The following is an 11,143-nucleotide window of genomic DNA, read 5'->3' as shown; positions in this document are numbered from 1 at the left end:
AAAGTGGAAAACGGAAGGGGAACAAGTTCCGGATAGGTCCGAATTGGGGTAGATTAGCAGTGGAGTCTCGAATCGGCTCCAACAAGCCGAAGGACGGCCCCACTCTGGCAAGCGGGTCACCGTCCTTCAAATTTGAAACCTAAGCCACGAACCTCGCGACAGCGGCCTCCCTTAACAAGAGTCGTTGTACAACCGCAGGACAGAATGTCCAGCGATTCGTGGTCAGACCGCACAGGAATTGCGACCATGAAATCGCCGAAGATTACGAAACTCGTCCAAGAAACCAAGCAGACCGTTCGCCTCACCAATGCCACGGCACGCTTGATGGAAATGAAGTCGGTCCATTACAAGACCGGCAACCGAGATATACCGTTCAACATCGACCTGACGGTAGCCACGGTGTGGGCAACGCAGAACCAAATCGCGGACCTCTATGGTCGCGACAAGGCTACCATCCGAGAGCACATCAAAAACCTCTATTCGGAGGGAGAATTGGTGTCTTCTTCAGTTGAGAGGAAATTCCTCTCAACTGCGGCAGACGGCAAAACCTACGAGGTGGCCCATTACAGCCTGCCTCTGATCTTAGCGGTTGGGTTTAGAATAAAATCTCCGGAAGCTGTCGAATTTCGCCGTTGGGCTAACGAGATCCTGCAGGGTTACCTTCAAGATGGTTACGCGCTCAACGAGAAGCGCCTTCGATCTGATCCTGCCGCTGCTGATAGCCTTGCCAAGAGGCTGCGCGCCATCAGGGCAGAAGAAAAGCACCTGTTCGCCAGCATCCGGGATTTCTTCAAGGAGGCATCGGTTGACTACGATCCATTAAGCCCAACCTGCAAATCATTCTATGCCGTGGTGCAGGTGAGCTGCTGCCGGTTTGATGGACACCCGGTTAAGCTAATCCCACCTTGCGCTCGAACTCAACAGGGCTGAGGTATCCGATCGTCGAATGACGTCGGGTCGCATTGTAGAACCGCTCGATGTAGTCGAACACATCTGCTCTGGCCTCGTTCCTGGTACGGTAGGTTTTGCGCTCGATGCGTTCGGTCTTTAGCGACGAGAAGAAGCTCTCCATCGCCGCGTTGTCCCAGACGTTGCCGGATCGGCTCATGCTGCAGACGATGCCGCTGTCAGCCATCAGGCGCTGGAACTGTTCGCTGGCGTATTGGCTGCCCCGATCCGAGTGATGCATCAGGGCATCCGGCTTGCCCCGGCGCCAGACGGCCATCAACAGGGCGTCCGCAACCAGCTGGGCTGTCATGCCGGCGCTCATCGACCAGCCGACCACCCGTCGCGAGAACAGGTCGATCACAGCCGACACGTAGAGCCAGCCCTCGGCGGTCCAGATGTAGGTGAAGTCGGCGATCCACTTCTGGTTCGGCCGCTCGGCCGCAAACTGACGATCGAGAAGGTTCGCCGGCACGTTCGCAACCTGGCGATCGCCTTCGTCCTTCGGCAGACGCCGGCGCCGTGGCCGCGCCCGCAAGGCCTGCAGGCGCATCAGCCGCTCGATCCGGTGAAGACCGCATTCGACGCCGTCTGCCAGCAGGTCTCGCCAGACGCGCCGTGCACCGTAGGTCCGGTCGCTGGCAAGGAAGCTGGCCTTCACCTGCTGGCCGACCGCTTCGTCGCTTCGGGATCTGGCGCTGGGAGATCGATTCAGCCAGGCATGGAAGCCCGACCGCGACACGCCCATTGCTTCGCATAGCCATGCCACCGGCCAGATGTTCCGGTGCTTCACGATGAAGCCGAACTTCATGTCGCTTCCTTCGCGAAGTAGGCAGCGGCCTTTTTTAGGATATCCCGCTCCGCCTTCAGCTTGTTGACCTCGCGCCGCAGCCGCTCGATCTCCAGCTGCTCGGGTTTCATCTGGCCGTGGCCGGGGAAGGCCTGCACGGGATCGGAGCCGAACTCCTTGACCCATTTGCGCAGCACGTTCTCATGAATGCCCAGGTCTCGGCCGGCTTGCGCTACCGATACTCCGCGCTCCCTGACAAGCTTGACCGCCTCGACCTTGAACTCTCGACTGAATCTTCGTCTCTGCATGACCCACCTCCGGCTGTATGAAACACCCAATCTTGGTGTCCATCAAACCGGCAGCAGCTCAAGGATAAGTTTCACTATGCAGTCAGCGCCATGACGGCGGCAGAGATCATCCTTGATCGCGCCAATCACAAACACTCCAATATGGGTCTTCAGACATTTGATGGGAATTTGCCGACCGTGCAGGAGGCCAAGGTCGGAAAGAATTATCTCGAAGAAAGCGAACTCTTTGCCCTTCACATCTTGGCCGAGCAGTTCTTGCTTTACGTCCAGTCGAAAGCAGTCCGCAATAAGCTTATGACAATGGTTGATCTTAGCAAGAAACTGGATGAGCTGATCGCCGTCAATGATTATGAGGTGTTTAAGGGCTACAAGTCCGGTGTTGATCGCCAGCGCGCGGACGAACATGCGACCGAACAGTATGCCCGCTTCTTGGTGAGGCTCCGCAAGGATGACGTGCAGCCGATCAGAAAGGCCTAGTCGGCGAGGTGGCGCTGCCAGTAGCCGGTGAAGTCCAGAGACTTCCGCGCTTCATTGCCAGCGCCGCCACGCGGCCTCACCTGACCCTTGATGGAGCGATCTAAATGAGGAGTCATTGGATTCACCGTCAGTCGCACCCGCGGCGTTTAGAGTCGGGTGGTACGACCTTCGTTCGCGAGACTTGGGAGCTACGTCCCGAACGAAGCAAGCGACGAGCTCAGACCTATCGTCATCCCTGTCCTCACTGTGGCGCAGTTGTTATCAGCGTGCATATGAAACGTTGATCTTCCCCCGAAAAAGTGGACGGGTTTAAGCGGCTTTTAGCTCCATCTCGATCGGGGCGATATACCCGATGGCGGAATGGAGCCGGGTTCGGTTGTAGAAGCCCTCGATGAAGGTGAAGATATCGCGCTGGGCCTCGGCGCGAGTCTTGTAGTTGCGATGATGAACGAGCTCGGTCTTCAGGGTATGGAAGAAGCTCTCCATCGGGGCATTGTCGTAGCAATCGGCCTTGCGGCTCATCGATGCGGTGATGCCGGCGGCCGTGAGAGTGTTGCGATAGGCGTGTGAGGCATACTGCACGCCGCGATCGGAGTGGTGGATCAATCCGGCCTGCGGGCGTTGCTGCTGGATGGCCATCGTCAGCGCCGCGGAAGCGAGTTCGACCTGCATATGATCCCGCATGGCCCAGCCGACGATCTTTCGGCTGAAGAGATCCATGACGGCCGCCAGGTACAGCCACCCCTCCGCGGTCGGGATATAGGTGATATCGGCGAGCCAGACCCGGTTCGGGGCTGGGGCCGTGAAGTCGCGCGCGATCAGGTTCGGTGCGATCGGCAGGTCGTGACGGCTGTCGGTGGTGCGCACACGGCGCGGCGGTGCCATGATGGCGCGGATACCGTGCCGACGCATCATCCGCTCGATCCGGCCGCGGCTGGCGCCACGGCCCTGCCTCCGCAGGACGGTATGGACGCGGGGACTGCCGTAGCGCCCGCTGCTGTCTTGATGGACTTGCCGGATTGCAGCCAGGAGCGTGGCATTGGATTTTGTTCGCTCACTCACCGGGCGATCACGCCAGGCGTAATAGCCGGCTGGCGAGACCTCGAGCACGGCACACATCAACCGCACCGGATAGGTGTCGCGGTGGTCCTCGATGAAACGGAAGCTCATGTCCGGGTTCCGGCAAAGATCGCGATCGACTTTTTTAAAATGTCGCGCTCCATACGCAGCCGTTCGTTCTCCTGGCGCAACCGGGCGATCTCCGAGGCCTGGTCCGCCGACATCGGCGTCGCCTGCGTGGTGGGGCGCCACGCCGCCGATGTCGGCCCCTGCCGGAACTTGTCCACCCAGCGCCGCAGCACCGAGTCGCGCAGACCGAGTTCCTTGGCCACCGACGTGACCGAGCGACGGCTCGACGCCACCAGCTCGACCGCTTGGCGCTTGTACTCTTCGGTAAATGACCGACGTTGACGTTCCATTCGACACCTCCGGGCTCAACGAGCCTACTACAGGTGTCCACTCATTCGGAGGAGGTTCACGTGGTGGTTGGGCGCACTTCGAGGGAGCCAAGGGTCTTGGACGCGTCAAGCACCCTTGCTTTCATCGGGGTGAAGGGCTTGGTCGGCGGCGTGACAACGAGACGCCTGATTTGTTCGATAAGCTGACACCGCCCGACGGTACTAAGGGCGGTAGGGCGGAATAGCGAAGCGTATTCCGGCAAGTCCAAGTCGGTCGGCGCAGCACGTAGCACGTAGGATGGGTTGAGCGTTCGCGAAACCCATCACCCATTTACAAATGTTGATTGATGGGTATCGCTTCGCTCCACCCATCCTACCGCGCTGACGGCGGCCCATCGTGCTCCCTGGCCTGCGCGGCGGTTGGCCTTCTGTGCCTCAACCGTAAAAAAAATTGCAGGACGATGTCGGTTTCCGGAAACTCCGTTCGTCATCCCGATGAGAACGCCAAAGAGGCCGGCTCAAGCAAGAGACAGACGATGCGGTTATGGTGTCCTGCAAAACAACGCCCAGGCCAGGCGCATTACGCAGATGGTTCGAGCAGCATACCGGGAAAAATCGCCATGGCAAAAATCGTATTTGGAATGAACCAGTCGCTGGACGGCTATGTCGACCACGACCACGCCGAATTCAGGCCGGACCCCGCCCTGTTTCGTCACTTCGTCGGGCAAGTGCGCGCCCTCGCGGGCAGCGTGTACGGTCGCCGCATCTACGAGGTGATGCGCTATTGGGACGACGACCAGCCCGAGTGGGACTCCGATGAACGCGATTTTGCGACGGCCTGGCGGAGCCAGCCGAAGTGGGTGGTGTCGCGCTCCCTTAAGTCAGTCGGCCCCAACGCCACGCTGGTCGGGGATGACCTCGAGGCGGTGATACGGAAGCTGAAGGCCGAGCGCGCAGGCGAGATCGACGTCGCCGGACCGGAGCTGGCGCGAAGCCTGAGCGATCTTGGCCTGATCGACGAGTATCGCCTCTACCTCCACCCGATCGTGTTGGGTCGCGGCAAGCCGTTCTTCGCCGGCCCCCGGCCGCCGCTCCGCCTGGTGGCCAGCGATCGAATTGGCGAGGAGGTGATCAGGTTGACGTACGTTCCTGCTTGAACCGGTCGACAAGGCGCAGCACATCCGCCAACAGGATGTCGGCGACGGAGAAGGTGCCCGCCAGCCGTTGGCGTCCTGCCAGCACCGGTTCGAGAAAACACGACGAAGTTTTACGTAAACTTGTCCGGTTTGAGCTACGTCATGATGATGATCATCGAAACCTGATGAGCTAATTTTTGTAGCTGCAGTAGGTGTCGATGAGAATGAAAAGTTCCGCTCTGTCGTGCGTTTTCGCAACCAGTCTGGCGGCAGTGATCGCCACCGCACCTTCGCTCTCGCTTGCCTGTACGCGGCTGGTATATCTCGGCGCCAAGAGTCAGGTCATCACTGCGCGCTCGATGGATTGGCGATTTGAGATGCCCACCAGTCTCTGGGTTTTCCCGAGAGGCATGGCGCGCAGCGGAGAGGTCGGGCCGAACTCGCTGCAGTGGAAATCCAGATATGGCAGCGTAGTTGCTTCCTCTTATGAGGTTTCGACGTCGGACGGCATGAACGAGGCGGGACTTGTCGCCAACGTCCTCTGGCTCGCGGAATCCGAGTATCCAAAGTTCGACTCCAGCAAGCCGGGCCTGTCCATCGCCGCCTGGGCGCAATATGTGCTCGACAATTTCGCGACCGTTCGGGAGGCGGTCGAGATACTTGAGAAGAATCCTTTCACGATCGTCACGGACAACGTACCCGGGCAGAAGTTGCTCGCCACGCTTCACCTGTCGATCTCGGATGCCACGGGTGACAGCGCGATCGTCGAATACATCAACGGCAAACCGGTCATCCATCACGACCGGAAGTACCAGGTGATGACCAATTCCCCCATCTTTGAACAGCAATTGGCGCTGAACGAATACTGGAAGGAGATCGGCGGCACGGTGATGCTGCCGGGCACGAACCGCGCCGCGGACCGGTTCGCGCGGGCATCCTTCTACGTCAACGCAATCCCGAAAGATGAAAATCCCGACCGCGCCTTGGCCAGCGTCTTCAGCGTGATCCGCAACGTGTCTGTGCCATTCGGCATTTCGACGCCGGACCAGCCGAATATTTCCTCGACGCGGTGGCGCACCGTCGCCGACCATCAGCGCAAGCTCTACTTCTTTGAATCCGTCCTGACCCCGAACACATTCTGGGTTGATCTCAAGGCGATCGACTTCTCACCTGAGAAGGGAAAGGTGAAGAAGCTCGATCTGGGACCTCAACAGTCGCGCACCTTTTCCGGCGATGCGACGGTGAATTTTCAGGAGGCTGAACCGTTCAAGTTCCTGGGTCTGCCGATGTGAGCACCACCCACTGTGCAAGCAGTGGGAACAACCGGGGCCCTTCACTCGGATTCCTCTGTCTGTATGTTGCCGTCGACGTCGCGATGGCCGATCCGCACGCTGGATGGAAACGCCTCACGCCAACCCGGAACCGCCCGCCACGATCTTCTCGTTCAGTTTCTGGTCGACGATCTCGACCGTGCGATCGATCTCGGCGTTGGGCATGCCGAGCTGATGCGAGATCAACTTCACCAAGAGGTCGACCCGCTCAATGAAGGGCGCTCCGGCGGCGACGGCCCGGGCCGCCGATGAGGGCTTGAGAAGGCTTTCCGCCGCTTTGGCGTATTTTGCGAACGGCACCTGATCGGCAGGGTCGGCTCCGAGACGCCGGGCGATGGCGTCGACGTGGTCGTAGATCGACTGCGAGAGCTTCAAATCGCCGTGCACGGCGTCGCGGATCGGCCGCGGCTCGTGCAGCGTGATGCAGCGGTAATTCCCGGTCAGCAGCATCGACCATTTCGCCAGGGGGACGAACAGCGAATCGAACACCTTGAGCTTCACCGGAACGTCGTGGCCATCCAGCTTCACCGCGTCGATGTCCGCTTCGAGCTCCCGAAGCAGCAGGTTATGTTTCTCGTCCGCAAATGCCGCTGCCTTGAAGTTTGTCGGCAGGCCGACATGAAGGACGTTCGCCGCCTCTTCCGGCGGACGGAAGGCCTGCGGATCGGGCGAGCACAGCGTCACCAGTCCCGGTTTGAACCGTTCCCAGACTTGCGCATTGGTATAGGCCTCCTCGAGCTGCATTTCCGCCAGTGCCGGGATTCGCTTGAGATAGGGTAACGGCGGCATGTTCATGATCGAAAGACAAGGCAGCTTCGCCTCGGCGATCTTGATCATCAGAACCCTGATCGTATGGTTGGTGTATTGCGGTTCCTGCATCGCAAGACCGACCAGATCATAACGGGAGAGGTCGACGTCGGCGGGCGTGGTCGCGTCCAGCTTCCCGGGCAGGTCGCGCGAGAAGATCGCGCGGTGCACCGCCTCGTCACGCAGCTTGATGCGAACTTCGGTACCGTCGCGGTTGATCAGTTCCGCAGTCTTTGCCCGGCAGACCAGGGTCACGTTGTGACCCGCCATCAGCAGCTTTGTCGCCAGCAATGAGCCATACGAGGCTCCAAGGATCAGAATGTTGCGCGCCATACTCTCTCTTCCACCGATGATCTGACGTCCCGATCCGCGCCAGGCTGAAAATTTCCGTTAGGGATCCGCGTGGGTGCCTACCGCAAATTGATATGTGTGACAATCATAGCGGTTCCCAGTTTCATCCCCTGCGGCGCGCCGTCCGAAGCATTCAGCTCAGCCCCGCGACATCTTCTCGAAGCGCTTGACCAGCCGCTCGCGCTTGAGGCGGGACAGCCGCTGGATCCAGAACACGCCGTTCAGCTGATCGATCTCATGCTGGTGGCAGACGGCGCGCAGCCCCTCGGATTCCTCGGTCTGCGCATTGCCGTTGATGTCGCGATAGCCGAGCCGGACGCGGGCATGGCGCCGGATGTCGTCATTGACGCCGGGCATCGAGACGCTGCCTTCCTGATGCAGGATCATCTCGGGCGATGCCCAGATAATCTCGGGATTGACATAGGTCCGCGCGCCATCGACCGGGTCGAGGTCGAGCACCACCACCCGCAGGGAGATGCCGATATGCGGCGCGGTGATCCCGATCCCGGGTGCTGCGTGCATCGTCTCCAGCAGGTCCCTCGCCAGCTCCCGCAGCGCGCCGTCAAACACGGTCACGGGCTGCGCCGGTAGCGCAAGCCGGGGGTCGGGATATCGGATGATCGGGCGGATGGTCATGATCCCTCTCGTAGGCCGGTGAACGGCGGCGGGCAACGCGGCGCTCAACTCTGTTCCGTGTTGGAATCCCCGCGCTGGGTGCGGCGACGGCCACCCACGGACATCGACCGGGCTCTTGGTTCCCGGCGTTGGAAAAGAAATTAGTATTGACTAATGCATTAGTGTGTACTAATTGATTGGCATGATCGAAGCCGCCGCCATCAACACCGTGCTGCGCACGCTTGCCGACCCCACCCGGCGCGCCGTGTTCGAACGGATCGTCGGCTCCGACGAAATTACGGTGGTCGAGCTGACGCGGGGCAGTGGGGTGACGCAGGGCGCCATCTCCCAGCATCTCAAATCGTTGAAGCTCGCCGGCCTGGTCGCCGAGCGGCCCGAGGGCCGCAACGTCTTCTATCGCGCCGAACCCGAGGGCCTCGCGCCGCTCGTCGATTGGATGAGCCATTACGGCGTGTTCTGGCGCGAGCGCTTCGCCAACCTGAAAACCCTGCTGAAGGAGATCGATCCATGAACGACACCGCATTGAAATCCGACACGCAGGCCATCGTGGTCGACGAGGTCCTTCCGCATGCGCCCGAGACGATCTGGAAAGCGCTGACGACGAACGAACTGATCGGCCGCTGGCTGAAGATGTCGCCGACAGGGTTCGAGCCGGTCAAGGGCAAACACTTCACGATGAAGACCACACCCGCCGGCGCCTGGGACGGCGTCATTCATTGCGAGGTGCTGGAGGCGATCCCGAACCAGCGCCTCGCCTTTGCCTGGAAAGGCGGACACGAGGGCAACGTCGGCTACGGCGCGCCGCTGGACACTGTCGCCACCTTTACCCTTTCAAGAGTGGAGAACGGTACGCGCCTTCGCCTCGTCCACTCCGGCTTCGTGCTGCCCAGGAATGAACTGGCGTTCAAGAATATGGGCGAGGGCTGGAAGAAGGTCGTGCCAAGCATCGGCGTCATCGCTGCGGAACAGGATCGCCCGAAAAAGCCGCACTAGGGAGGAAAACACATGAGCGAGGCTTATACCGGCGGATGCGCCTGCGGCGCGGTCCGTTATGGCATCTCTTGCGAACCTGTCTTCATGAATGACTGCCAGTGTCGCGACTGTCAGCGCAAGAGCGGCACCGGCCACGGGTCCTACCTGACTTTCCCGGGCAAGAGCGGCGTGAAGCTCGAAGGCGAAGCGACGCATTGGGACATCGTTGGCGATAGCGGCAATGTGAAGACGCGTGCCTTCTGCCCTACCTGCGGATCACCGGTCTACATGACGTTTGCGGCGATGCCCGATCTGTTCACCGTGCACGCCGCTAGCCTCGACGATCCCAGCCGATACAAGCCGCAGGCTGTGACGTATCGCGTGAGCGGTTACGCCTGGGACCAGATCGATCCAGCGCTGCCGAAATTCGACAAGATGCCGCCGATGTAAGTGCAGCGCGATCGGAATCGCGGGAGCTACGCAAGACTCGGGCATCTCATGCCGCGAGAATGCGAACCCATATCCTCACGCTGTCTGGAATTAAATGGGAAAATGCCGCCATCGCGTCCCGGAGCGGAGCGATCCCTCGCGTCAACTCGCCCCGGATCGACCAACGGCGGCTGGAGGATCGCGGGTCCCCGGTAGCGGTGTGTGACTCCTTTTCCCTGCCTCAATCGTTCTAGCTGCATCTGGACACTGCAGCAGAAGGAACCGGACATGGTGGAGAGGAGATCAACAATGCAGACATCACCCGAGAATGGCCGGAAAGGGCGGACCGCAATGAACACCCCACCGATCGTGTCGCCGCAGGAGTGGGCGGCTGCGCGCGAGCAGCTGCTAGTGAAGGAGAAGGCCTTGACCCGCGCCCGTGACGCGCTGGCCGCCGAGCGTCGGCGGATGCCGTGGCTGGCCGTGGAGAAAGAGTATGCGTTCGACGGGCCTGCGGGCAAGGCGAGCTTGCTCGACCTGTTCGACGGCCACCGTCAGCTGATCGTCTACCGCGCCTTCTTCGAGCCCGGGGTGTTCGGGTGGCCCGAGCATGCCTGCCGCGGCTGCTCCATGGTGGCCGACCAGGTCGCCCACGTCGCCCATCTGTACGCCCGTGATACCACTCTCGCGTTTGTCTCGCGCGCGCCTCAGACGGACATCGCAAGCCTGAAGGCGCGAATGGGATGGGAGATACCCTGGTACACCATCACGGACGGCTTCGACGCAGACTTCGGCGTGGACGAGTGGCACGGCACCAACGTGTTTTTCCGCGACGGCGACAAACTTTTCCGTACCTACTTCATCAACAACCGCGGCGACGAGGCGATGGGGAGCACCTGGAGCTACCTCGACGTGACGCCGCTCGGGCGCCAGGAGGAGTGGGAGGACTCCCCGGAGGGCTATCCGCAGACCCCACCGTACAAGTGGTGGAACTGGCACGACAGTTACGCCGCCGACGCCTCGCGCGACTCGAGGTGGAGCGAGGTGGTGGACAGCGCCTTGGTGACGTTGGGAGAACCTCAGCGTTCCGCACCGTGACATGGGTGCCAGCGGCGCAATTGCGCTCTTTGCAGGAGAGAGAACATGAGCGAGGTGCTTACCGGCAGATGCAGCTCCGGCGCGCCCGATGGTGAAAACGGCAACGCAGCAGCGATTGGGGCAGCCGATTTTCTATACCTCGCGGCCGCGCCAACCTTCGCGATCATGGCGCTGCTGACGGGCGTCCTTGGTGGCGGATCGCAGGATGCGCTGTGTTCGATCGTGAGTGCATCGCCGCTGAGCGGAATGGTCCCGATGTACTTGCTGATGAGCGCCTTCCATTCGGCGCCCTGGCTGAGGCTGATCTCCAGCCGGCGAAGGGCGTCGACCGGGTCTATGACGTGACGTCAAGACGGACGGGGACGATCCAGTGGGAGTGGCGTTCGTTGCGGACTCTCGTCAGTCT

General features: G+C 60.9%; 13 protein-coding genes and 1 pseudogene. 9 read left to right on the top strand and 5 right to left on the bottom strand.

Annotated features, from left to right (window positions below):
- Positions 1-246 precede the first annotated feature (246 nt).
- The gene (rhuM, locus tag KMZ29_RS16955; protein WP_215620301.1) at positions 247-930 is read left to right on the top strand and encodes a RhuM family protein; all 684 of its coding nucleotides are present in this window, start codon (positions 247-249) and stop codon (positions 928-930) included.
- On the opposite strand, the gene KMZ29_RS16950 is transcribed toward rhuM (KMZ29_RS16955), so the two are convergent.
- Positions 890-2,043, bottom strand: a protein-coding gene (locus KMZ29_RS16950; RefSeq protein WP_215620300.1) for an IS3 family transposase whose coding sequence is annotated in 2 segments (ribosomal slippage) — positions 890-1,794 and positions 1,794-2,043 — 1,155 coding nt in all. Because the reading frame shifts where the segments join, the coding sequence is not laid out codon by codon here. The genes rhuM (KMZ29_RS16955) and KMZ29_RS16950 overlap by 41 nt on opposite strands.
- A gap of 90 nt (positions 2,044-2,133) precedes the next feature.
- Here KMZ29_RS16950 and rhuM (KMZ29_RS16945) point away from each other — a divergent pair.
- The gene (gene rhuM / locus KMZ29_RS16945) at positions 2,134-2,520 is read left to right on the top strand and encodes a RhuM family protein (protein ID WP_215620299.1); all 387 of its coding nucleotides are present in this window, start codon (positions 2,134-2,136) and stop codon (positions 2,518-2,520) included.
- A 309-nt stretch (positions 2,521-2,829) separates the two neighbouring features.
- Here rhuM (KMZ29_RS16945) and KMZ29_RS16940 read toward each other — a convergent pair.
- Positions 2,830-3,998 (bottom strand): IS3 family transposase gene (locus KMZ29_RS16940; protein ID WP_215620298.1). Its coding sequence is split into 2 segments (ribosomal slippage): positions 2,830-3,710 and positions 3,710-3,998, totalling 1,170 coding nucleotides; the frame shifts between segments, so codons are not numbered across the junction.
- Positions 3,999-4,597: 599 nt separating this feature from the next.
- Here KMZ29_RS16940 and KMZ29_RS16935 point away from each other — a divergent pair.
- Positions 4,598-5,134: a dihydrofolate reductase family protein gene (locus KMZ29_RS16935; protein ID WP_215620297.1), complete on the top strand. Its 537-nt coding sequence runs from the start codon at positions 4,598-4,600 to the stop codon at positions 5,132-5,134.
- On the opposite strand, the pseudogene KMZ29_RS26760 reads toward KMZ29_RS16935, so the two are convergent.
- Positions 5,133-5,228, bottom strand: a pseudogene (locus KMZ29_RS26760) (glutathione S-transferase family protein); the annotation flags it as partial. The gene KMZ29_RS16935 and the pseudogene KMZ29_RS26760 sit on opposite strands and share 2 nt — an antisense overlap.
- A gap of 109 nt (positions 5,229-5,337) precedes the next feature.
- Between KMZ29_RS26760 and KMZ29_RS16930 the strand changes: the two are divergent.
- A complete protein-coding gene (locus KMZ29_RS16930; protein ID WP_369810026.1) occupies positions 5,338-6,405 on the top strand; it encodes a linear amide C-N hydrolase in 1,068 nt (355 codons plus the stop codon).
- A 114-nt stretch (positions 6,406-6,519) separates the two neighbouring features.
- Here the strand turns inward: KMZ29_RS16930 and KMZ29_RS16925 are convergent, their stop codons facing one another.
- Together KMZ29_RS16925 and KMZ29_RS16920 are read right to left on the bottom strand one after the other, a co-directional pair.
- On the bottom strand, positions 6,520-7,584 hold the full coding sequence (locus tag KMZ29_RS16925; RefSeq protein WP_215620295.1) for a ketopantoate reductase family protein: 1,065 nt from the start codon (positions 7,582-7,584) through the stop codon (positions 6,520-6,522).
- 156 nt (positions 7,585-7,740) lie between these two features.
- On the bottom strand, positions 7,741-8,238 hold the full coding sequence (locus KMZ29_RS16920) for a peptide deformylase (RefSeq protein ID WP_215620294.1): 498 nt from the start codon (positions 8,236-8,238) through the stop codon (positions 7,741-7,743).
- A gap of 181 nt (positions 8,239-8,419) precedes the next feature.
- Between KMZ29_RS16920 and KMZ29_RS16915 the strand changes: the two genes are divergently transcribed.
- From KMZ29_RS16915 to KMZ29_RS16895, 5 genes are all read left to right on the top strand, one after another.
- The gene (locus tag KMZ29_RS16915) at positions 8,420-8,749 is read left to right on the top strand and encodes an ArsR/SmtB family transcription factor (protein ID WP_215620293.1); all 330 of its coding nucleotides are present in this window, start codon (positions 8,420-8,422) and stop codon (positions 8,747-8,749) included.
- The gene (locus KMZ29_RS16910; RefSeq protein ID WP_215620292.1) at positions 8,746-9,231 is read left to right on the top strand and encodes an SRPBCC family protein; all 486 of its coding nucleotides are present in this window, start codon (positions 8,746-8,748) and stop codon (positions 9,229-9,231) included. Before KMZ29_RS16915 ends, KMZ29_RS16910 begins: the two co-directional genes overlap by 4 nt.
- A 12-nt stretch (positions 9,232-9,243) precedes the next feature.
- Positions 9,244-9,660, top strand: a complete 417-nt coding sequence (locus tag KMZ29_RS16905; protein ID WP_215620291.1) for a GFA family protein — start codon at positions 9,244-9,246, stop codon at positions 9,658-9,660.
- Positions 9,661-9,948: 288 nt separating this feature from the next.
- Positions 9,949-10,737 (top strand): DUF899 domain-containing protein, encoded by a 789-nt coding sequence (locus KMZ29_RS16900; protein ID WP_215620290.1) that lies wholly within the window; start codon positions 9,949-9,951, stop codon positions 10,735-10,737.
- Between the two features lie 45 nt (positions 10,738-10,782).
- Complete coding sequence (locus KMZ29_RS16895) at positions 10,783-11,082, top strand: hypothetical protein (RefSeq protein ID WP_215620289.1); 300 nt, start codon at positions 10,783-10,785, stop codon at positions 11,080-11,082.
- Positions 11,083-11,143 lie beyond the last annotated feature (61 nt).

The organism is Bradyrhizobium sediminis, assembly GCF_018736085.1.
Lineage (GTDB): Bacteria > Pseudomonadota > Alphaproteobacteria > Rhizobiales > Xanthobacteraceae > Bradyrhizobium > Bradyrhizobium sediminis.
Note: the sequence above shows the minus strand (reverse complement) of the source record. Positions and strands in the feature narration are given on the sequence as shown.